Source organism: Marinomonas sp. (assembly GCF_965225885.1).
Taxonomy (GTDB): Bacteria; Pseudomonadota; Gammaproteobacteria; order Pseudomonadales; family Marinomonadaceae; genus Marinomonas.
Genome location: NZ_OZ245329.1, coordinates 2,380,468 through 2,402,200 on the forward strand (window position 1 = coordinate 2,380,468; position 21,733 = coordinate 2,402,200).

At 42.7% G+C, this 21,733-nt stretch carries 18 protein-coding genes and 1 tRNA gene; 12 read left to right on the plus strand and 7 right to left on the minus strand.

The genetic code is table 11. From position 1 onward, the window contains the following. The first annotated feature begins 152 nt into the window (after positions 1–152). The 4 genes from lon to ACO05V_RS11240 all read left to right on the plus strand — a co-directional run bounded on the left by lon (position 153) and on the right by ACO05V_RS11240 (position 4,928). A complete protein-coding gene (gene lon / locus ACO05V_RS11225; protein WP_421851115.1) occupies positions 153–2,546 on the plus strand; it encodes an endopeptidase La in 2,394 nt (797 codons plus the stop codon). A gap of 125 nt (positions 2,547–2,671) precedes the next feature. After that, positions 2,672–2,944 (plus strand): HU family DNA-binding protein, encoded by a 273-nt coding sequence (locus ACO05V_RS11230; RefSeq protein ID WP_012069435.1) that lies wholly within the window; start codon positions 2,672–2,674, stop codon positions 2,942–2,944. 7 nt (positions 2,945–2,951) lie between these two features. Next, positions 2,952–3,028 (plus strand) — tRNA-Asp (locus ACO05V_RS11235). A 76-nt stretch (positions 3,029–3,104) separates the two neighbouring features. Beyond that, a complete protein-coding gene (locus ACO05V_RS11240; RefSeq protein ID WP_421851118.1) occupies positions 3,105–4,928 on the plus strand; it encodes a SurA N-terminal domain-containing protein in 1,824 nt (607 codons plus the stop codon). A gap of 62 nt (positions 4,929–4,990) precedes the next feature. Here ACO05V_RS11240 and ACO05V_RS11245 read toward each other — a convergent pair whose 3' ends face one another. From ACO05V_RS11245 to ACO05V_RS11275, 7 genes are read right to left on the minus strand one after another with little or no spacing between them, the layout of a single operon-like run. After that, a complete protein-coding gene (locus ACO05V_RS11245; RefSeq protein ID WP_421851121.1) occupies positions 4,991–5,908 on the minus strand; it encodes a Dyp-type peroxidase in 918 nt (305 codons plus the stop codon). 26 nt (positions 5,909–5,934) lie between these two features. Further along, entirely contained in the window at positions 5,935–7,770 is a 1,836-nt protein-coding gene (locus tag ACO05V_RS11250) for a BatD family protein (RefSeq protein ID WP_421851124.1), read from the minus strand. Further along, on the minus strand, positions 7,764–9,539 hold the full coding sequence (locus tag ACO05V_RS11255) for a VWA domain-containing protein (protein ID WP_421851127.1): 1,776 nt from the start codon (positions 9,537–9,539) through the stop codon (positions 7,764–7,766). The genes ACO05V_RS11250 and ACO05V_RS11255 overlap by 7 nt, the downstream gene beginning before the upstream one ends. Then, positions 9,536–10,564 carry a VWA domain-containing protein gene (locus ACO05V_RS11260; RefSeq protein WP_421851130.1) on the minus strand — a complete coding sequence of 343 codons (1,029 nt, stop codon included), beginning with the start codon at positions 10,562–10,564 and terminating at the stop codon, positions 9,536–9,538. Before ACO05V_RS11260 ends, ACO05V_RS11255 begins: the two co-directional genes overlap by 4 nt. After that, a complete protein-coding gene (locus ACO05V_RS11265; protein WP_421851133.1) occupies positions 10,557–11,054 on the minus strand; it encodes a DUF4381 domain-containing protein in 498 nt (165 codons plus the stop codon). The genes ACO05V_RS11260 and ACO05V_RS11265 overlap by 8 nt, the downstream gene beginning before the upstream one ends. Next, a complete protein-coding gene (locus ACO05V_RS11270; protein ID WP_421851135.1) occupies positions 11,054–11,965 on the minus strand; it encodes a DUF58 domain-containing protein in 912 nt (303 codons plus the stop codon). The genes ACO05V_RS11265 and ACO05V_RS11270 overlap by 1 nt, the downstream gene beginning before the upstream one ends. 33 nt (positions 11,966–11,998) lie before the next feature. After that, positions 11,999–12,967, minus strand: coding sequence for an AAA family ATPase (locus ACO05V_RS11275; RefSeq protein ID WP_421851138.1), 969 nt, complete (start codon positions 12,965–12,967; stop codon positions 11,999–12,001). A gap of 275 nt (positions 12,968–13,242) precedes the next feature. Here ACO05V_RS11275 and ACO05V_RS11280 point away from each other — a divergent pair, with 275 nt between their 5' ends. From ACO05V_RS11280 to ACO05V_RS11315, 8 genes are all read left to right on the plus strand, one after another. Further along, positions 13,243–13,464 (plus strand): DUF2835 domain-containing protein, encoded by a 222-nt coding sequence (locus ACO05V_RS11280; RefSeq protein WP_421851141.1) that lies wholly within the window; start codon positions 13,243–13,245, stop codon positions 13,462–13,464. A gap of 113 nt (positions 13,465–13,577) precedes the next feature. After that, a complete protein-coding gene (locus tag ACO05V_RS11285) occupies positions 13,578–14,618 on the plus strand; it encodes a quinone-dependent dihydroorotate dehydrogenase (RefSeq protein ID WP_421851144.1) in 1,041 nt (346 codons plus the stop codon). Between the two features lie 123 nt (positions 14,619–14,741). Beyond that, on the plus strand, positions 14,742–16,907 hold the full coding sequence (gene rlmKL / locus ACO05V_RS11290; RefSeq protein ID WP_421851147.1) for a bifunctional 23S rRNA (guanine(2069)-N(7))-methyltransferase RlmK/23S rRNA (guanine(2445)-N(2))-methyltransferase RlmL: 2,166 nt from the start codon (positions 14,742–14,744) through the stop codon (positions 16,905–16,907). 122 nt (positions 16,908–17,029) lie between these two features. Beyond that, a complete protein-coding gene (gene purU, locus ACO05V_RS11295) occupies positions 17,030–17,890 on the plus strand; it encodes a formyltetrahydrofolate deformylase (RefSeq protein ID WP_421851150.1) in 861 nt (286 codons plus the stop codon). Between the two features lie 246 nt (positions 17,891–18,136). Next, a complete protein-coding gene (locus ACO05V_RS11300) occupies positions 18,137–18,397 on the plus strand; it encodes a hypothetical protein (protein ID WP_012069448.1) in 261 nt (86 codons plus the stop codon). Positions 18,398–18,715: 318 nt separating this feature from the next. Then, on the plus strand, positions 18,716–18,904 hold the full coding sequence (locus tag ACO05V_RS11305; RefSeq protein WP_111607702.1) for a hypothetical protein: 189 nt from the start codon (positions 18,716–18,718) through the stop codon (positions 18,902–18,904). A gap of 1,613 nt (positions 18,905–20,517) precedes the next feature. Next, complete coding sequence (locus ACO05V_RS11310) at positions 20,518–20,802, plus strand: potassium channel family protein (protein WP_421851154.1); 285 nt, start codon at positions 20,518–20,520, stop codon at positions 20,800–20,802. 1 nt (position 20,803) lies between these two features. Next, entirely contained in the window at positions 20,804–21,727 is a 924-nt protein-coding gene (locus tag ACO05V_RS11315) for a hypothetical protein (protein ID WP_421851157.1), read from the plus strand. The last annotated feature ends 6 nt before the right edge of the window (positions 21,728–21,733 follow it).

The following is a 21,733-nucleotide window of genomic DNA, read 5'->3' on the forward strand; positions in this document are numbered from 1 at the left end:
CTTTTTTATGATGTTTCGCTTTAAAACACTGTGTAGACTAAATTCAAACGGTGATAGTGCTTGTAATTTCGGGCTTCGCCCTTATCTCTTTCCTAATCAATGTTGAAATATAAAAGTGCGCTTTTCTTTATGTGCCCGGATTGGAAAAAAATATGACAGATTCTTTGCTCCTGCCAATGTTGCCACTTCGTGATGTGGTCGTGTATCCCCATATGGTGTTGCCGTTATTTGTTGGTCGCGCTAAATCCATAGCGGCATTAGAGTCTGCTATGGAAAATGACAAATATGTGTTTCTTGTTGCTCAACAGGACGCCTCTAAAGATGATCCAGCTTTTGAGGATCTTTACTCTATTGGCACGACAGCAAAAGTAATGCAGCTGCTGCGTCTACCTGATGGAACCGTTAAGGTTCTTGTTGAAGGTGGTAAGCGTGCTCGTCTTGATAAGATGGAAAATGCAGATGGTTTTGTTTTAGGTCGTATTGTTGAGCTTGATCTTCAAGAAGAAGATCAAACGGAGCATGGCGTTATTCGAAATGCTCTGCTTAAGCAGTTAGATGAATATGTAGCAGGTAGCAAGCGTATTCCTGCAGAGGTTGTGGCCTCTCTAAAATCTATTGATGATCTTGCCAAGCTTATCGATAACATCACAGGTCATATGAGTCTGAAGCTTGAAGATAAGCAAAAAGTATTGGAAATAGACTCTTTAACGGGTCGTGGAGAATATTTGATTGGCTTGATGGATGGTGAACTTGATATCGCTCATCTTGAAAAAAGCATTCGCAGTCGTGTTAAAAAGCAAATGGAAAAAAGTCAGCGTGAGTACTATTTGAATGAGCAAATGAAAGCCATTCAGAAAGAACTTGGTGATATGGAAGATGGCAGTAATGAGTTAGATCAGCTGCAAGAAAAAATTGCTGAAGTTGGCATGTCTGATGAGGCAAAAGAAAAAGCCGAAGGTGAGTTGAAGAAACTTCGCATGATGTCACCTATGTCAGCTGAGGCTGCTGTTGTTCGAGGTTATATAGATTGGTTAACTTCTTTGCCTTGGAAAAAGCGCAGTAAAGTTCGCAATGACTTGGCTTATGCTGAAAAAGTCTTGAACCAAGATCATTACGGTCTTCAAGATGTTAAAGAGCGTATTTTAGAATTTCTAGCTGTGCAGCAGCGAGTGAAAAAAGTTAAAGGCCCGGTGCTATGTTTGGTTGGGCCGCCAGGTGTGGGTAAAACGTCACTTGGTCAATCGATTGCGAAAGCAGTTAATCGCCAGTATGTGCGTATGGCGCTTGGTGGTGTTCGTGATGAAGCTGAAATTCGTGGTCACCGTCGTACTTATATTGGCTCTATGCCAGGTAAGTTGTTGCAAAAATTGGCGAAAGTGAAAGTTAAGAATCCACTATTTTTGTTAGATGAAATTGACAAGATGGGCATGGATCAGCGTGGTGATCCAGCTTCTGCACTTTTAGAGGTGCTTGATCCAGAGCAAAACCACACTTTCAACGATCATTATCTTGAAGTGGATTTCGATTTGTCTGATGTGATGTTTATTTGTACTTCAAATAGTATGAATATCCCTGGTCCACTCCTAGATCGCATGGAAGTGATTCGAATCCCGGGTTACACCGAAGATGAGAAGTTGAACATCGCAAAACGCTATTTATTGCCTAAACAAATTAAGCTATCAGGGCTTAAGGAAAGTGAAATTAAGGTAACAGATGGTGCCTTGATGGATGTGATTCGTTATTACACCAAAGAAGCTGGGGTTCGTGGATTAGAACGTGAGCTAAGTAAAATTTGTCGTCGCGTTGTCAAAAAACAAGCACTAAGTAGTGATAAAGAATCAAAAGCGGTTGAAGTAATCAGTGATAATTTAGAAGATTTTTCTGGCGTTCATAAATTTAGTTACGGAAAAGCGGAAGAAAAAAATCAAATTGGTCAGGTAACAGGGCTGGCTTGGACGTCTGTTGGTGGTGAATTATTGACCATTGAAGCGGCTGGTGTGCCGGGTAAAGGTCGCCATGTTAAGACGGGTTCGCTTGGTGATGTGATGCAAGAATCCATTCAAGCGGCTTTGACAGTGGTTAGAAGTCGAGCAACGGGTCTTGGTATTGATGAAGATTTTCATGAAAAAACAGACCTTCATTTACATGTTCCTGAAGGAGCTACACCTAAAGATGGTCCGAGTGCTGGTGTTGCCATGTGTACAGCCATTGTGTCTGTGCTAACTAAGATCCCTGTTAAAGCTTCTGTGGCCATGACTGGCGAGATTACGCTGCGTGGGGAGGTATTACCTATTGGTGGACTTAAAGAGAAGCTTCTAGCGGCTCACAGAGGGGGGATAAAAACTGTGATTATTCCTCAAGAAAATGCTCGTGATTTGAAGGAAATTCCTGATAATATCAAGGCTGACATTGAAGTCATCCCTGTCAAATGGATTGATGAAGTACTTGATATTGCTTTGGAGTACATTCCTTCACCAAAAAAGGTAGAAACATTACCTTCAAGTGAAAAAACTGTTGATGAACAAGAAACTGTAAGTCATCATTAAAGGCATAACCTGTGTTGACAGGGGGTAGGCTGGGCTTGTATAACTGCTGGCTCGGCCTTATCGGTAGTCATTTATACTGCGCCGAAAAACACTAAGGAACCAAGAAAATACTGAAGGGGTACAACGTGAACAAATCTGAATTGATTGATGCTATTGCAGCGTCTGCTGATTTATCTAAAGCTTCTGCTAGCAATGCACTTGATGCTACTTTGAAAGCAATTGAAGCTGCTTTGGCAAAAGGTGACCAGGTTACACTAGTTGGTTTTGGTACTTTTGCAGTTAAAGAACGTGCGGCACGTACAGGTCGTAATCCTCAAACTGGTGAGGAAATCCAAATTAAAGCAGCGAAGGTTCCTGGCTTTAAAGCCGGTAAAGGTCTTAAAGACGCTGTAAACTAATGTTTTTGGAGCAGTAGTTCAGTTGGTTAGAATACCTGCCTGTCACGCAGGGGGTCGCGGGTTCGAGTCCCGTCTGTTCCGCCATTAGACACAAAAGGTGTATTCCAAGCGGAATGCACCTTTTTTATTTGTCATTTCATTAACTCATTTGGAGGCAGTAATGCTCCAGGATATCAGAGATAAGTCACAAGGCATTGTGGTAAAGATCATAGTTGGTTTTATCGTTGTGACTTTTGCTCTATTTGGCGTAGACGCCTTGGTTCAAAGTTTTAACTCATCAGATACTGTGGCTAACGTGGATGGTGTAGATATTACCCGTACACAAATGCTGCAAGGTGCTGAAACTCAACGTCGTCAATTAATTTCGATGATGGGCGGGCAAGTCAATCCTGCATTACTGGAAGATAACTTGCTGCAGCGTCGTGCTTTAGATGAGTTGATTCAGCGTGTTGTATTGGCTAATCAAGCAAAAGAATTAGGTCTGGGTGTTTCAGATGCTCAAGTGAATGCTTATTTGTTACAGGCTGAGCAGTTTCAGACTAATGGTCAATTTGATCAAAATAAATATCTTAACTTTATTCGTTCTCTTGGCTTTACTCCGTTAGCCTTTAAAGAGCGTATTAAACAAGATGTTTTGATTCAGCAGCCTCGTAATGCTATTGCGGGTTCTGAGTTTGTTTTGCCTTATCAAGTGGACAGTGTTTCTAAATTACAGTCTCAAGAAAGAACATACGATTATGTGTCTTTTTCTTTGGCTGATGAGTCAGAAAACACCAGTGTGTCAGACGATGAGCTAAAAGCGTATTACGAAGCGAATAAAGAAAACTTCAAAACGCCAGAGCAAGTTAAAGTAAATTACGTTGTGATTTCTAGCTCTGATTTTAACAATAAAGTTAAAATCACAGATGCAGAGTTACAAGATGCTTATCAAGCATCTATTTCAGGTCTAGCTCAAGAAGAAAGATCTGCATCACATATTTTGATCGAGACATCTGATCGCAGCGATGATGAAGCGAAAAAACGTCTTGAAGAAGTAGAGGCTAAGCTGAAAGCAGGTGCAAAGTTTGCTGATTTGGCTGCTAAATATTCAGAAGACATTGGTTCGAATAAAAATGGCGGTAACCTAGGTTATGTTGAAAAAGGCATTATGGGCTCTGCTTTTGACGATACGCTTTTCTCTATGAAAAAAGGCGAAGTGAAGTCGGTTAAAGGTCAGTATGGATACCATCTAATCAAATTGGATGATATTTCTAAGCCTGATGTGCCAAGCTTTGCTTCTAAGAAAGAAGAGTTGCAGCAAAAATTACGTGAAGACAAAGCAAGAGATGCTTTGTTGACGGCCCATGAAGATATAACTGATTTGGCTTATGCCAGTGATAAATTAGATGCTATCGCAAAAGAATATGGCGTTGATGTACTGCAAAGCGCTTACTTTGGTCGTGATGGTGGTTCTGACGAAGTGACTAGCAATCCAGCGGTTATTGCGGCAGCCTTTGGTGCACCTGTGCTGGAAGATGGCCAAAACAGTAACTTGGTTGAGTTGAGTGATGATCAGGTGGTTGTGCTGCATTTAAATGATCATAAGCCAGAAGCTTTTCAATCATATGAAGAAACCAAAGAGCAGGTTGCTTCTATCGTGGTGCAAAACAAAGCGGTAGAGTCACTGCGTGCTAAAGCTGAAAAAGCGAAGGCTGCAAGTAAGACCAAATGGACGTCTGTAAAAGATGCTAAGCGTGGCCAAGATGAAATGACATCCTTGGCTTTCTCTTTGCCTCACCCAGATGGTAAGCCTGTTGTTGAGGTGAAAGGCCTGTCTAATGGTGATCTGGCTTTGATTCGCTTAAACAAGGTTGACGTTGGCGATTCAACGGTTCCTGATGATCAAAAATTGGCTTATGAACGTTACTTGAATCAAACTCAAGCAACTCTTAGTACCCAAGGTCAACAAGACTACTTGAAAAACAAAGCTCAAATAGAAAGATAAGCGTTTATTTTGCTCACAAAAAAGCCACTCAATGAGTGGCTTTTTTATTGCCCAACGTTTTTTTAAGATAAAGACACTAGCCATTTATTTGATGGAACAAAGAAGGCCTGCCCTGTTGTTGCACGAGTGTATTTCATTAGATGATCGGTATTGCCGTTCTCATCGCCTTTTACCATACTTTCCAGCATTAGATTAAAAATCACAGGCGTTTTGCTGTAGCTAGCGAACATTAGGCCTTTTTCGGTCAAAGAAGCGAATGGCATACTGTGCCGCAAGATTTCCATCGAGTTGCCATTCTCATCCTTTAGTGAGGTGCGTTTAGTATGGGCATGAACAGATTTTTCTGCTGAAGGGTATTCTTCGTTAGTATGTTTGGTCCGTCCGTATGTGTCCTCTTGCGTTTTGAGATCTTCTTTTTCCCATTTCTCTAAATCATGAACGAAACGCATTAAATTTAAGTATGAGCCGTTTTCAAAGCTTGGGTCTTCATTGCCAACTAGCGCGACTGATTTGCGTTGTTCTCCAGCTGGATTCTCAGTGCCATCCACAAAGCCTGTCAAATCGCGGTTATCAAGATATTTAAAGCAGCTAACTTCTTCTACTAGTGAAACGCTGTTTCCAAAAGCTCTAAAAAGAATGTTAACCAACTGGTAGGTTGCGTCATGGCGAGAAGAGCGAATGTGAAGAACAAGATCCACATCTGTTGGGGTGAACTCAATGTCTTTACCAGCGATATGCGGGAATGTAGCAAGGTGTTGCGGTCGATTATTGTCTAGTTCATCCCAAACAAGGCTGCTAAGGCCTATAGCAGCGTGTAGCTCTGCTGCTGGAAATTGTACTTGCAGCCCTTCAATAAGCGCAGGAGCAGCGACTAGAGCGCGTTTGAGCGCGCTAATTTCGGATCTATTTATATTAAGCGTAATAAAAAGAGCATCACTTGAAGCTTCGGCAATAATGCCAGATTGATATGGTGTCATCATGGTGTCCTTTTAGGGAATAGCATTCATTAAAAATTTGGGTAAAGGGTTTTTAGCTGGCTAGCCTGTGATGGTTTGGCTTGTCCGCTGGTGTACTCTTCTAATGCGTCGGCAAGCGGTTCTCCTTGCCATTCATGTGCTGGATTGTTTGAGTACAGCATTAATTCTGCTTCCATAAGAAGCTGAGTGACGTGTACAGACGTTAGGCGCTTTATATCATCTACGCTACGAATTTCATTATCTCCCCAGCGATGTCGAGCCCATTCTAAGAGGCTTGGTCTTAAAGATGGCAAGCTATTTTGTTGGCAACATTCAATTAGCGCTTTATAAGCGCTTTGTTCATCAGACGTGCTGAGTGGTGCAAACTCTTGCAATGTTGGGACTTGGTAACTGTTGTCAGGTTGTGTTTTTTTGTGTTTGACCCGAATTACAGCCCAAGTGCTCAGCATGGTTAACGCCAATAGAAGTAACCCAGCAATCAGGTAGTGGCGAAGTGAAAAGCCATCTTTTTCTTCTAGAACCTCTAGGTTTAGTCCATTTTCTGGCCTTGTTTGATCAGGTTCTGTTTTTTTGTCTACTGTCTTTTTAGCCAAAGATATTGGGGCAACCGAGCGGGTCTGTGCTGGCAGCGGTTCGTCGATTTTTTGTTCATTCTTCTTCGCATCGTTTGTCTTGCTAGAAGTGCTTGGAAGTGGTGCTATTTCAATCGCTTTTGTGGAGGCGCTGACCGTGCTGATGGATCTTGTTTCTGTATCCCAATAGGTAATATTGATATCTGGCAGAGTTAGCGTGCCTTCCTCCGTTGGAACCACTTCGACGGTTATGCTTTGACTGCCGGTTACACCGTTGGCCGTTTTTTGGTTGTCGAACTTCGGTGGTTTTGGATAGAGCTTGTATTTGCGCGTGCTGTTGAAATCCAGTGTTGGAATTTGCTCGGGCAAGGCGCCTTCGGCGCTGATGTTAATCGTCCAAATAAGTGTGTCGCCAACTCTTGGAGTATCATTCGACTTATCAAGAGAGGTTGATACAGTTACCTTGCTGCTAGGCAACCAAGCATCGCCCGTGTAGCTGGCTGGAATAGGTATCACTTGCAGGTTAAGTGGTTCGCTTTGAACCTTAATCATTCTTCGGCCAGTTGATGTGTTGATCATTGCCTGAATGCTTTGAGGCGGTATCGTCAATAGACCGCTACGCTGTGGAAACGCTAAATAATCTCGTGTAATAACCTGATACTGAGTGCCATTAACTGTTTGATAATTCATCTGATCGTCAGTAAGTCTTTCAATCACTAGGTCTGGATGCGAAGGGACTGATCGATTCGCATTTTGTAGTGCGACAGACGTATAAAGCTTGACGCTCAAGATGACTTCTTGCTGAAGGTATGGCTCTATTTCAGAGACTTCTGTTTTTAGCATGACAGGCGGATTGCCATTGCTATCCAGTAGTTGTGGCGAGCTTTTAATGGTCAGTCTAATAGGTTGAGATTCATGATCACCTATTTTTATTGGGGGGATTTCAAATGTGCCGACCGATTTCGGCATCAAGGTGACAACCCAAAAGTTTAAAGCAGTACTCGTGCCTAGGTTAAAGCTAAATTGGCTGTTTTGGCTTTTGCCTAAGATATCAAAATCGCGTTCTAAAGGTGTTAGGTCTGGGCCATTTCCAGTGTCTGAAAAATCAGCGCGTAAGGTCAGTTGGACGACTTCGTTTTCAGTTGCGACGTTTTTATTAAGGGAAGCGGTAACGCTGGTAGCATGAAGAGAGCTTGATAATGTAATAAAAAGCAGAGTCGTCATTAGTGAGAAAAACAAGCGACTTGACTTGTTTTGCGATATTAATGAAAGGAAGTATTGCTTTATTACCATGGGTTTTGCCCATCCTCTTGCGAAAATCGATTTTCATTGCGTTTTTCTTGGTGTAAATACCAAAGCTTGCGTTGCAGTAATAATCCTGGGTCGTCTTGGATTTGTCTTAGCCACTGGTTCAGCGCTTGTGTTTTTTCCCTATCTAGTTGAGAGTCGAGCTGAGCGTTTTCAGCCTGTTTCTGTTCTTGCTCGTCTGATTTTTCATCTTGCTTATTATCCTCAGGTGTTTTGTTTTTGTCTTGTTTTTCGTTCTTTTTATTATCTTTTTTTGAATCAGACGGATCTTTTGAGTCATTTTTATCCTTTGAATCACTTTTATTATCTGCATCAGACTGCTTGGGTTGTTTGTCTTGGCTCTTCTCTTTGTCTTTCTGCTTAGATTTTTCCTGTTCTTTTTTTTGTCGGTCTTTCTTTTGTTGTTCTTGTTGCTGCTTTTTTAAGTAATCAAGATTGTCTTTGGCGGCTTTTAGCGAAGGATCTTGTTCCAATGCTTTTTCATAGGCTTGAATAGCCTTTTCGGTATCGCCTGATAATGCCAATGCATTGCCTAAATTATAATTTTCTGCCGCGTTTCTGTTTAGGCTGTCTAGCTGCTGAACCGTTTCAGTGTAATTTTCTAAGGCGTAAGACGATGCCGCTTTCCATTTTGGCTGCTGAAAGTATTGATCTGCCGCTTGCCAATTGCCTTGATCGACAGCTTGTTGGCCTTTTTGATCTGGGGTCATAAACCAATCAAGAGGTGAGGCTTGAAGCTTCTCTGAAGGTAAATAAAACACGCTAATCAGCAGCATAAATAGCATACCTTTGCGAAACTGAAATGCCAGCCAGACTAGAAAAGGCAAAGCAAGCCATTGGCCTTGTTCTATCCAGTGTATGCTTTTATTTTGTGCTTTTTGAGTTTGCTGATCATCCGGTGCGGTATTAGTGATTTGTGCAAGTTCTTGAGGGCTTAAACGTCCTTGATGAAATGTGCCGCCAAGGGATGTGGTCAACACTTTTAAGTCTTTGATCGGTGTGATCGGCGAGACATTCCTGCCATTTTTTTTCAAAATTTGACCGTCAGGCAGTTTAATTAATGATGTATTGGTTGTGCCAATAGCCACTAAATCTAACTGTATGTTTTTGTCTTTAAATAACGCAGGAATGGCCGTTTTATCCTGTTCGCTAAGGTCATCGGTTAACACAATAAGATGAATCGGTGAGGCGTCATCTTTATTGAGAGACAGCGCAGTTTCAATGCCACTGGTTAAGTTGCTGCCATACATTGGCATAATGATCGGATCTAATGCGAGCAAGAAGTGAGTGATGGTTTCTCTGTCTTGGCTGAAAGGACTGATAATAAAGCCTTCACCCGCAAACGCGACTAACGCAATCTCGCCTTCTTTAGTTTGTGCCAGTATGTCGCGAATGGTTTGCTTTAACTGTGTTTGTCTATTGGGCTTGATGTCGGTCGCGTACAGTGACAACGATTGATCGACAACCAACACCGTTTTCTGGGTGTTTTCAAACATGGTGGTTGGTGCTTTCGTCCAGCTGATGCCAGCTAAGCCAATCCAACATAACGATATTGCCACTAAACCAAGCCATTTATTCACGTTACTGGAGGTATTTTGATAAACCAAATGCTGCATCAATCGTTGATCGACCACTTTATTGAGCGTGCTTTTGTTCGAGCTTTTTGCGGTGATGAAATACGTCAGTAGCAAGGTGATGGGCAGCAAAACAAGCCAGTAGGGGCGTTCAAAATGAATCAAGTCAAAAAGCATCATGCTTGATCTCCTTTGCGCGAGGTTCTTTTATGGAGAAAGCTTCTATGCCATGCAAGTTGCTTACTGGCGAGCAATGCCAAACCTAAAAATATAATCGAGCCCAAACCTAACCAATGGAACAAGCTGGTCAGTGGCCGTTGCCAAATATCTTCGGCAGGTGTCGGTTCTAACGCATCAAGTGTTTGGTAAATGGCTTGCAGATCTTCAGTACTTTTGGCACGGAAATATTCGCCACCTGTTTGTGCGGCAATATTTTTCAATAGTGTTTCATCTAGATCGCTAGAAGGGTTTATGGCTTTAGGGCCAAAGAAACTTTGAACAATCATGCTATCTGCGCCAATACCTATGGTGTGGATTTTTACATTCTGTGAAGCAGCAAAGGCGGCGGCTTGTTGAGGTTGCACTCGACCTGCGGTATTCGCGCCATCCGTCATCAGGATAAGTACTTTTTTATCCGAGGGTTTGTCTTCAAGTCGTTTTATTCCCAGCCCGATGGCATCGCCAATGGCGGTTTGTTCACCAGCAAAACCAATTTGAGCCTCTTGCACTAGCTGATTAATCGTTTTGGTGTCAAAGCTTAACGGTGCCTGCAGGTAGGCCTTTGAGCCAAACACGATAATGCCAATGCGATCACCGCGACGCTCTTGAATGAAGTCAGACAAAACAGATTTGGCGGCCTCTAGTCGGTTTGCCGGTTGGTCATTAAGTGCCATATCGCTGACTTGCATGCTGCCAGATAAGTCCAGAGCAATAAGCAAGACTCGTCCTGATGGCGTGACTTTTGTGGGTTCGCCTAACCAAACAGGTTGGCTTATAGCAAAGATCAGCAAAACCCAAGAAACCTGCAGGCAGGTGTAACGCAACGTCGGGCGTTTAGGGATCGCTTTGCCATCTTGGTGGTCGACTAACTGTTCGGTATTGCCCCACCAAATGCCGTCGCCTTTTGGCTTGGCTTTTGGCAGAAAATACATAATAAAGGGTACAGGCAAAAGAAGAAGGAACCAAGGCCAAGATAATTCAAGCATGGTGTTTCCTTATCCAATAACAGGTGTTTTTGATCATAGCGTTGCGTTGTTCTGTGGTTAGCTCAATCTGGCTGCGATAAGGCCCATCGATAAACTCGTTGCCGAGCGCAGAGAATTGTCGTTTTGCTGGCATGGTTTTGTCTAATGTTTCAAACAAGGTCTTGCTAGGAAAAGCGGCAGTCTCTGTTTTGCCTTCACTTATCAAGCAGCGACGTATCATTTCGTGGCAAAGTAAAATGCAGTCTTTATCAGTCACCTCGCTGGATTGCTTATTGATATTAGAAAGTGCCTCGCGTCGGTAGGTGCGCTTTTTGTGGCGTCGATACCATAAGAACAGCAAACCTATTATTGCTAAAATAATGGCCGCAACAATAAGCCATGTCCACCAAACGGGCGGCCACATAGGAACGGATTGCGGTAGCATGTAAGCTTTGTGTGGCAAGTCTATTGCTTGTGTTGCTGATTGTAGAGGCGCTTGTGCAGCAGGCATCAGTGTAGCGCTCCTTGAGAAAGTAGATAGCGAGCGATTTTTTCCGGCGATTCGGTGATATCAAATATTTGGTGGCGAATACCAAAAGAAGCCAGCTTTTTACGCATCAACGTATTTTGTGAGAGAAAATCGGCTTTCGCTTGTTGCATACTGTTTTTGCTGATGGTCACGGGTTTAATGCCGTTATTGTCGGCCATCTGATATTGGCCAGCAGGTAGATTAAAGACATTGCTATCGATGATTTGTATCCAGTGAACAGAATTGTGCTCGGCGAGCTTCATTAATGCGCTTTCTTCGTCTTGGTTCCAGCTCTGTTTGTCCGTCAGTATGATCACATCTTTATTGTGAGCTTTATTGGTCAGCAAGGTGTTGGCCCAAATGCTGGTCGTTTTGTGGCCATTGGCTCGATTTTCTATTTTAGAGGCGTCTTTTAAATAGTTTAGTAGCGTTGGCAGAGTGCCAGATTTATTGCTGGCGTGTTCTTGGTTGCCGTAGGTGATTCGATAAGACAGGGTGTCGCCTTGCTGTTTGGATCGCCAAGCAATAATGCCGGCAAGCTGAAGAAAACGCGTGGCAATAAAAGTATGACGAGTTCCAAAGTAAGCGCTGCTAGACAGATCCAACAATAACAGTCGCTGATGGTCATTTTCTTGCGCATAAAGTCGAGTATGCGCTTGGCCTGTTCGAGCTGTCACTCGCCAATCGATGTGGCGCAAATCGTCACTGGCTTGATAAGCTCGAAGTTCGAGCATTTCCATGCCGTGACCTTTTTGACGGGAACGACGCTCTCCTGAATGGGTTGCAAAACGAATGGCTTTTGGCGCTCTTCCTAAATGCTTGGCATAACTTGCCAAGAGAACAAAATGGGCGTCATCCAGCTCAGGAGATTCGGGTGATAATAATGGGCTCATTGTACTAATTGCCTTTTGCTGCGATTCCCTGAGTTACAGTGCAGGAACGTGACTAATTAATCGCTTCAATAGATCGTCAACAGATAATCCGGCGGCTTGTGCTTCAAACGTCGTAATGATGCGATGGCGCAGTACAGGTAAGGCAATCTGGCGCACATCATCAGGCGTTACGAAATCTCTACCGTTTATCAGCGCATTGGCACGAGCACAACGATCAAGAGCCAAGGTGCCGCGAGGGCTGGCGCCAAATTCAATAAGATTGGTTCCTTTGCCCGCTTCGCCCAAATAAAGCTCTGGTTGGCGGGTAGCCATCACGAGTTGCACTATGTATTGCTCGACACTTTCAGACATATATAAAGACAGCGCTTTATGCTGAATTTCAAGAATATCATGGGGCTTGCAAACGGGTTGAGGCTTGCTCGACGAGGTTTTGTGTAGGTCTTGTTGGCGTACTAATCTGAGAACATCTAATTCGCTGGCAGCGCTTGGGTAGCCGAGGTTTATTTTCATCATAAAGCGATCAAGCTGCGCTTCAGGCAAAGGGTAAGTGCCTTCTTGCTCGATGGGGTTTTGTGTCGCAATCACAAAAAATAAAGACGAAAGGGCGTAGCTGTGATTACCAACGGTGACTTGTCTTTCGCCCATGGCTTCAAGTAATGCAGATTGTACTTTGGCTGGCGCTCGGTTGATCTCGTCGGCTAGCACGATGTCGTTCATGATAGGGCCGGGGATAAAGCTGAATTTGCCGGTTTCTTGCTGATAAATATCGGATCCCGTCACGTCACCCGGTAACAAATCAGGCGTAAATTGAATGCGTTGGAAGCGGCTGTCGATGGCGCTAGCCAGAGCTTTTGCGGCGGTGGTTTTTGCTATACCCGGTGGACCTTCTAGAAGTACATGGCCATTAGCGATTAAAGCGACAAGTAATTCATGGGTTAAATCTGGTTGGCCAACAACGGCGTGGTTTAAGTGATCTTTTAATTGCTCAATTACAGTTACCATCGAACCTAGGTTCCTTATACTTTTGTCAATAAAAGTGTCAACGCAAGATGAAAACCTTGCAAAACGACGGTGCCCACCAATACTTTGTTAAAAAACAGACTTAAAGTGCTCATCTATAACCAATAAGCTTGGCTTTAGCGTCTGTTTTTGTCTCGACTTGGCTTCGCTCGTGACTTCGTGCAAAGGTCTCCATATAATAGCCTTCATCTTATCGGATTCAAATCTTTACGCACAGGGTGATCTCTGTAAGGGTAACGTAAGCACAGGACGAAAAAATGGCAAAAATTGTATTAAATGTGGCTTTGCCCGCATCTAAATATGAAGCTATGTATTCAGGAGCGGCGAAAAACCTAGTCGCAAGCAGTCTAGATGGACGTAAAGTTCAGTTGCCTTTGTCGGCTTTTCAGCGTTTTGTGACTCATCAAGGGATTTACGGTTTTTTTGAAGTAGAATTTGATGACATGAATAAGCTAGTTGCTGTCACTAAAATTAGATAGCCTAAAGTTAAATAGCGTTAAACCCGATAATACGAATTAGAAGATCATATAAATTAGATCGCACAGATCAGCTAAGGCATTCACCTGATCTTAACCGCCTAGGAGCCCTAACAATGTACCAACTTGCTCGCTCGTTACTTTTTAAATTGGACCCAGAAGTGTCCCATGAATTGTCATTGGATCTTCTTGCAGCAAGCAGTCGATTGGGTTTGAACAAATTTCTAGGTGGATTGCCATCGACTAAACCGGTTGATGTGATGGGATTACGTTTTCCCAATGCTGTAGGTTTAGCGGCTGGCTTAGATAAAAATGCCGATGCGTTTGAAGCCTTGGGTGCATTAGGGTTTGGTTTTGTTGAAGTGGGAACCGTGACACCGAAAGGGCAGGCCGGAAATCCTAAGCCGCGTTTGTTCCGTTTGCCAGAGCATGAAGCCATTATTAACCGCATGGGCTTTAATAACAAAGGTGTGGATCATTTGGTTTCGCGGATTAAATCCCACCGTTATCCTGGTGTGTTAGGTGTTAATATTGGCAAAAATTTAACCACTTCGGTGGAAGACGCCGCAGCGGATTATTTGGCCTGTTTAGAATCAGTTATTCCTTACGCAGATTACATTACAGCAAACATCAGTTCACCAAATACACCGGGACTTCGTAGTTTACAATTTGGTGAAAGCTTGGCTCAGTTAATTGCGCCATTGGTTGCGGCACGTGATCGTTATGAAGCAGAGAACGGTAAGCGTGTGCCATTGGCGGTGAAAATAGCGCCAGATATGACAGATGACGAAATCAAAATGGTCGCCGATACTCTGGTTGAGCAGGGTGTTGATGGTATTATTGCCACCAATACCACCTTGTCTCGTGATGCGGTTTTAGGTCATCAATTTGAAAAAGAAGCGGGCGGTTTGAGTGGCATGCCTGTTCGTGATGCGTCGACTCATGTGGTGAAAGTATTGGCTGAGCATTTGAAAGATACTTTACCAATTATTGGTGTTGGTGGCATTTCAAGTGGCGCCGATGCAGTAGAGAAACTGCAAGCGGGTGCGCGTTTAGTACAGATATATTCGGGCTTTATTTATCACGGCCCTGAGTTAATTAAGGAAGCTATAGCTAGCACTGATGCTTATTACCGAGAGCTTGATCTCGGCATCTAAAGATCGAATTGAAAACAAGGCGCAGCGTATTTTGTGCCTTGTTTAAAAAAGAGGGCGGGACACAATCCCGCCCTCTTTATGCGTTTCGAAACATTCATTGAAATTTAAAAAAGTATTTTATAAATGAGCACGATATTACAGACAACTGATTCAGCAAGTCAGGTTTACGCATTAGAAATAACCTGTCCTCTTGGGTTAGAGAATGTCTTAGAAAAAGAGCTGCATGGTGAAGGCCTAACGCAAACTCGATTGGGTGAGGCGCAGGTTAAGCTAACCACAGACTTAGAAGGTATGTACAAAGCGTGCCTTTGGTCTCGCGTTGCAACTCGCGTTATGTTGCCGATTGCCAATTTCAAAATGGAATCAGCCGACGACTTATACGATGGCATAAAAGCGATTCAGTGGTCCGATCACATGAACGCAACCAACACCATCGCGATTGATTGCCACGGCACCAATCACCATATTCGTAACACACAATTTGGTGCGGTTCGTGCCAAAGATGCGATTGCCGACTATTTTGTCGCCTTGTCTGGCGAACGTCCTAACGTTGAAAAAGAACAACCAGAAGTCCGCATTGCTTTGCGTATTAAGCGTGAAGTAGTAACAGTCAGTATCGATTTATCTGGCGAAAGTATGCATCGCCGTGGTTACCGTCAACAAGGCGGCATGGCACCTCTTAAAGAAAACTTAGCCGCCGGTCTTTTGCTGCGCGCCGGTTGGGGAACAGATTGCGGTTTGACGCAATTAATCGATCCTATGTGTGGTTCTGGTACCTTTCTTGTTGAAGCCGCGATGATGTCTTTGGACATCGCACCGGGTTTGCGTCGTCCATATTGGGGGTTTAAAGGCTGGAAACAGCACGATCACCGTATGTGGCAGCAGCTAATGGATTTTGCTAAGAACCGTAAAAAAGATCCTGCAACCTTAGGTATTCGTTTCCAAGGTACGGATAGAGAGCAAAAAGCCATTGCAGCCGCGCGAGAAAACATCAAGCGTGCTGGATTAACGGACGTCATTGATGTGACCATGTCGTCGTTCCAAGAACACGAATTCGATATCAACCCTGATGCTCCGGGTCTATTAATTACCAACCCACCTTACGGTGAGCGTATTGGTGATGAGATGGCCTTGATTGCCTTGTATCGTCAGTTAGGCGAATGGGTTGTAACTCATGTGCGCGGTTGGCAGTTTATGATGCTAACCAGTAACGATCATTTGGCGCGTCAAATTCCAGCTAGACCAGAGAAAAGCACACGAGTGATAAACGGTGGCATCGAATGTCGCGCGTATCAGTTCCCATTGTTGGCTGGCAGCATAAAAGAAGACGTAGTCGCGCAATCGGTCATGACGCCGGGAGCACAAATGTTTGCTAACCGTCTGCAAAAGAATGCGAAGAAACTGAAAAAATGGGTCGAGAAAAATAAGATTCAGTGCTACCGCGTTTATGACGCCGATATGCCAGAATACTCTGTTGCCATTGATGTCTATGGCGATTGGGCGCACGTGCAAGAATACCAAGCGCCAAAAAGTGTCGATCCAGAAAAGGCCAAGCAACGTTTGTTTGAGGTCATGTCTGCGATTCCGACCGCGTTGAATATTTCAGAGTCCAATGTGATCTTGAAAAAACGCCAAAGACAGACTGGCAAAGAGCAATACGAAAAAATAGATCAAACGAAACACGAAATGATCGTCGAAGAATATGGCTGTGATTTCATTGTTAATCTAAAAGATTACTTAGACACGGGTTTGTTCCTTGACCACAGACCTGTGCGTAAATTGATTCAAGACAAAGCCGATGGCGTACGTTTCTTAAACTTGTTTTGTTACACCGCAACCGCGTCGATTCATGCTGGACAAGGTGGTGCGCGCAGTTCATTGAGTGTCGATATGTCGAACACTTACACCGAATGGGCACGTCGTAATATCGAATTGAATGAATTTTCAGATCGCTACCATCAGGTAGAACGTGCTGACTGTATTGAATGGCTAAAACAAAGCCGCGATAAGTTTGACTTGATCTTCATGGACCCGCCGACGTTTTCGAACTCGAAAAAAATGGCAGACATTCTAGATATTCAGCGCGATCATGGTGAACTTGTACGTTTGGCAATGGCAAGACTGGCGAGAGGCGGGGAGCTTATTTTCTCTAATAACTATCGTCGTTTTGTATTGGACGAAGCATTAGAGCAAGAATACGATGTGAAAAACATCACTCGCGAAACGCTCGACCCAGATTTTGATCGTAACGACAAAATTCACCAGTGCTACATTATTAAGAACAAGTAATTAAGCATAAGTAGTTAAGAATAAGTAAGTGAATTCAGTATAATTCGCCGACGTTTTTAAGGCTAAACACGTTGTTTAGCCTTTGCGATTTTTAAAAGTTTTTAAGGTTTGTAAGTTTTATTATGAGAAAGAAAACATTTCGACTTGTGATTAGTTGTCCCGATAGAGTGGGGATTGTAGCGGCGGTGAGTCAGTTTTTAAACGAGCGTCAAGGCTCGATTATCGAAGCCAGCCACCACACAGATTTAGAGCAAAAATGGTTCTTCATGCGTCATGACATCGACGCGGAAAGTTTGTCTATTGACGTAGAAACCTTCCGCAAAGAATTCGCGCCTATTGCCGAAGAATTCAACATGCGTTGGTACGTAAAAGACAGCGAAGATCGTCCTAAAGTTGTCCTATTGGCCACCAAAGAATCCCATTGCCTAAACGACATCATGCATCGCTGGCACACAGGCGAACTGAACTGTGAAATCGTCGGCGTGATTGCCAACCATGAAGACCTGCGTTCTATGGTCGAATGGTACAAGATTCCATACTTCTGCATTCCCGTGCCAAAAGAAAACAAAATGCCAGCCTTCCAAGAAATTGAAGCTTGCATTGATTCTACACAAGCCGATACCATTGTATTAGCGCGCTACATGCAGATCTTCCCTGAATACTTGTGTGAGAAATACCGCCATAAAGTCATCAACATACACCACAGCTTCTTACCGTCTTTCATTGGTGCGAAACCGTATCACCAAGCGGCGGTTCGTGGCGTGAAACTGATTGGCGCGACCTGTCACTACGTCACAGCCGATTTAGACGCAGGCCCGATTATCGAACAAGACGTGATTCGTGTTCGCCACAGCCATGCTGCAGAAGACATGGTTCGTCTAGGCAAAGACATCGAAAAACTCGTACTTTCACGCGGACTACGTTACCACTTGGAAGATCGTGTTCTAGTGCATGGTAATAAAACCGTCGTGTTTGCTGAATAAAGTAATCACTGCAAGGATTGTGAAAAGGGAAGGCTTCATGCCTTCCCTTTTTTTGGGCTTTTTGAGACCGTTAAGCGACAGCTCAGCCCTTGGCAGGACGAAAAGGTTTCTTTTTTTATCTTTTTGTAATGTTAGAGGCAGAAAATTACTGTTCTTGAAAAAAGTGTCTATAGTCTATAGTTAACATGAACGATAAATGATCAACTGATTTACATTTAAGAGACGGCAGGCAATGTGAGGTGAACAATGAAACTCAAGTTAACGCCAACTCAAAACTTATGTGTTGGGTATCTAGAATCTGGTTTTAAATTAATCCAATTGGGTGAGCAATTTTACTTTATCAAAGGCGAACGACGTCAAAAGGTATTGCCAAAAACCTTAGACGCACTAGTGAACCGAGGCGCACTTGCTCACACCGAGCAGGGCGACTATATGCTGAGTGACGAATTTGTCGAACACCGCAAACGCATGCGCGAAATGAACGAGCCAAAACAGACTCGTCATTGACAACCAATTTATGTCTACCTTGGCCCCATTTTGTCTACTCAGGTAAATGGGGCCTTTTTTATACGACAACCTTTTTTCTTTATTCCCTCCCCTTATTTGTTATTACCTTGCTCCAAGTTATATGGCGTTTCTTTTCGAAACTAAACGCCTACCTCATCGAAACGCCACATAACTTTCCGCGATCCTCAATTGTAGGTCTGCATGAGGGAGGTACGACCGTAATCAGGCGTTTTATTGAATTTGCGCTGGCAGCTCATTAGAAAGTCTTTTAGTATCAACAGATAACCAAATTAAATTAGACACATTTGGAGGTATAAAATGTCAACGATTGTCAGTAAGGAAGAAGCACATAAGCTGATTGATCAACTCCCCGCCAATGCAACATGGGATGACCTGATGCATGAAATATATGTTCGAGAAGCGATTGAAAAAGGGCTCGAAGATAGCAAGGCTGGAAGAACAAAGGGGGTTGCTGACATTAGAAAAAAATATGGATTGCCTGAATGAAGGTTCAATGGACCGAAACAGAAAAACACTATTTTTTCATCCTAACTCGTCTCACACCAACATTCCCCGTAGGCCTGCATAAGGGAGGTACGACCGTAATCAGGCGTTAGAAACTCGCCGTTACAACATACCTCATCGAAGCACTAAACAACTTTCTGCACCATCAAATGTAGGTCGCGCATTTATGCCGACAACGTAACTATTGTCTTCCAAGGGCTAGGTTGGATTATTGCTTTGCCGCGACTTGCCGCGATCTTAACGCTAAAAATCACACAATATTTTTATGGTTTTCGTTTTTAGCTTCTTGTATTCTGTAAAGAAATAGTCAGGGAAGACGAGTAGACAATTCATATCAAATAAACACTTTTTTCCCCCTTCAATAACTTTGCATGTTTGTACTGGCAGCGACTCAGAAAGTCTTTTAGTATCAATAGGTCAAAATTCCGCAGCCAAAATAACAGGCAGTGAATAAATGTCTAAACACGAATGCTCGACTTTTCAATTGATTGGGCTGTGGGGGGAATAAAAAAGGCCATAAAATCAGTGTTTTATAGGAGGTTGTATGGAAATTGAAAACAGTGTAGATGCGCATGCGCACTATTAAAATATTATAAATATTAGAGGGTACATTGGAGTGAGTGGGGCGACTGCAAAGCAGCGGTAATTCTCAATTACCAATCAACATCGCAAAGTAGTCGTTCAGTAGGTTCAATTCCTACCGTAGTAAAGCAAGTTATAAAAACATCAGCCAAATTGAAAATGGAGGTGCGTATGGAATGTAAATACAAACTAAAGTCTAAATGGGTAGTTGCTGTGGTCGCTTCACTATTGCTGGGTTTGTTTGGCGTAGACTCCACTCAGCCCAATGTATCTTTATAACAAAGCCAAGCAACATCAGTCGCTGCGCTCCTTGGGCAGCCTTACGTTTGTGCTTTTTGTGCATGATTTCGCCATTGTTGCACAAAAATCACAACTACAAGTCTGCCGTTATTGGCAGTGATAGCAAATAAAATTGGAATACAAGGTAGGCTCATAAAATGTCCGCAAATAGATTCTCAATTGATGGTAGCCGCATCGACTCGCTATCGGAATTCTTGCGGGCTGAAACCGACAATTGCTTTAGAGATATTCTCTATTATCCACAAGAGTTCATGAAGTCAGAAAATAAGCCACTCGTTTTCAGAGATAAAAAATTCAATAGTGTTTCATTTAAAGACACTGTGCTAAAAAACATAAGATTCATTGGTTGTGAGTTTCAAAATTGTCTTCTAATAGGCTCAACGGTGGTAGATTGCGAATTCATTGATTGTACATTCTCTGATACAAACACTTCGAAAATGAAAATTTCTAATTGCTTAATTGATCCTCTATCTTTCGAAAATAATTTTGATCTTAATGATGATGCTAATATAGCAATCGATCTATATCACTCGCTATATAGAAATTCATCAGAAACACACCAGCCTAAATATGCACTGATAAGTCTTTACAGGATGAAAAAGGCAGAAAGTAAGTATTTGGACTGAAAATTTAGGCATAATCGTATAAATTCAAAACAATACTACAAAGAGAAAATTACACATCTAGCTCATGATTTTGCATCAGGATATGGTTTGAAGCTGTTTAATGTTGCTCGTTTATTGCTTTTTGTCATTGGGGTATTCTCTGTTCTCAACTATCTTCTCTCATCCTTTATCTTTACCAAAGATGCTGGAGTCAATACATTCTTAGATTCCATTTATTTTACCTGTGTAACGATTACTACTCTAGGCTACGGCGACATGACTCCTGACACACAATTTGGGCGTATTTTTGTTATCTTTCAGACGTTAGCTGGTTTTGGCGTGATTTCGTTATTCCTTGCCGGTGTAGCAAGTAGAGCCTTGAGGTCTAATTGACATGTACTCTATTGCAAAGTTTGGCTCAAGCACAATGAAGGAAAATGATATATACAGTGATTCAGACCTTCTTGTTGTATGTCCAGCGAATTATAGAAAAAAACTGTATAAAAAATATACTGATCAAGGGTTTAGTGTGACCCTTCTGAGTCAGTCGCAGCTTGAGTATATGCAAAAAAAGAACTCTCTTTTTATACAGCACTTAAAACGAGATGCAAAAATAATTGCTGATGACAATAGTAAGCTTCGAGGTTTCTTGGATGGTTGCGCTTTTACCCCTCCAGATGAGGCCGAAATTTCACGGTGTGAAAATACTATTCAATATATCGCCTCGTTACCAAATACGTTAAGTACAAGTGCTTGGAAGGCAGATTTTTTGTACTGTATCTCTAGGGATTATTTAGTGAAAAAACTTGCTAGGGAAAACATTCTATCGTTTGGATTCAAGGATATTTGTAGTAATTCAGCAGATATGTTCAATATTAGACAAAATGAACTTCATAAACTTTCGATGCTTAGAAAGGCCAAAGCTGCATACCGAAACACTTTTTCCTGTGATTTTGACATAGGTGAAATTAATTATAAATGGCTTGTATCTCTGGGTAATGCATTTGGTATTAATATTGAAACAGATAAATACATGGGGTTCGATTTTGTTGTGGGGAGATCATTTAATTCAACCTACGAGAAGCTTAGGACTCTTGAGCTTTTATATTTAGTCGCTCGATCTATAGGGTATTTTCACCCTGATCATAAATTAGTTACTAATTTTATCTGTAATCCAAATTTGTACGGATCATCTAGAAAATGCAGCGACGATACTATTAGTAAATATATGCTAGATATTCACTCCGGTATTGCTAACAAGGTCATGCACTGGACAGCTTCTCCATTGCGCTTCGCTTCACTTCAAAGCTTCCAGTGATGGCAG

Excerpts from the sequence above, each read along its gene's own strand:
- lon (WP_421851115.1), top strand. The coding sequence starts at position 153 with ATGACAGATTCTTTGCTCCTGCCAATGTTGCCACTTCGTGATGTGGTC.
- ACO05V_RS11240 (WP_421851118.1), top strand. The coding sequence starts at position 3,105 with ATGCTCCAGGATATCAGAGATAAGTCACAAGGCATTGTGGTAAAGATC.
- ACO05V_RS11245 (WP_421851121.1), bottom strand. The coding sequence starts at position 5,908 with ATGATGACACCATATCAATCTGGCATTATTGCCGAAGCTTCAAGTGAT.
- ACO05V_RS11250 (WP_421851124.1), bottom strand. The coding sequence starts at position 7,770 with ATGGTAATAAAGCAATACTTCCTTTCATTAATATCGCAAAACAAGTCA.
- ACO05V_RS11255 (WP_421851127.1), bottom strand. The coding sequence starts at position 9,539 with ATGATGCTTTTTGACTTGATTCATTTTGAACGCCCCTACTGGCTTGTT.
- ACO05V_RS11260 (WP_421851130.1), bottom strand. The coding sequence starts at position 10,564 with ATGCTTGAATTATCTTGGCCTTGGTTCCTTCTTCTTTTGCCTGTACCC.
- ACO05V_RS11265 (WP_421851133.1), bottom strand. The coding sequence starts at position 11,054 with ATGCCTGCTGCACAAGCGCCTCTACAATCAGCAACACAAGCAATAGAC.
- ACO05V_RS11270 (WP_421851135.1), bottom strand. The coding sequence starts at position 11,965 with ATGAGCCCATTATTATCACCCGAATCTCCTGAGCTGGATGACGCCCAT.
- ACO05V_RS11275 (WP_421851138.1), bottom strand. The coding sequence starts at position 12,967 with ATGGTAACTGTAATTGAGCAATTAAAAGATCACTTAAACCACGCCGTT.
- ACO05V_RS11280 (WP_421851141.1), top strand. The coding sequence starts at position 13,243 with ATGGCAAAAATTGTATTAAATGTGGCTTTGCCCGCATCTAAATATGAA.
- ACO05V_RS11285 (WP_421851144.1), top strand. The coding sequence starts at position 13,578 with ATGTACCAACTTGCTCGCTCGTTACTTTTTAAATTGGACCCAGAAGTG.
- rlmKL (WP_421851147.1), top strand. The coding sequence starts at position 14,742 with ATGAGCACGATATTACAGACAACTGATTCAGCAAGTCAGGTTTACGCA.
- purU (WP_421851150.1), top strand. The coding sequence starts at position 17,030 with ATGAGAAAGAAAACATTTCGACTTGTGATTAGTTGTCCCGATAGAGTG.
- ACO05V_RS11300 (WP_012069448.1), top strand. The coding sequence starts at position 18,137 with ATGAAACTCAAGTTAACGCCAACTCAAAACTTATGTGTTGGGTATCTA.
- ACO05V_RS11305 (WP_111607702.1), top strand. The coding sequence starts at position 18,716 with ATGTCAACGATTGTCAGTAAGGAAGAAGCACATAAGCTGATTGATCAA.
- ACO05V_RS11315 (WP_421851157.1), top strand. The coding sequence starts at position 20,804 with ATGTACTCTATTGCAAAGTTTGGCTCAAGCACAATGAAGGAAAATGAT.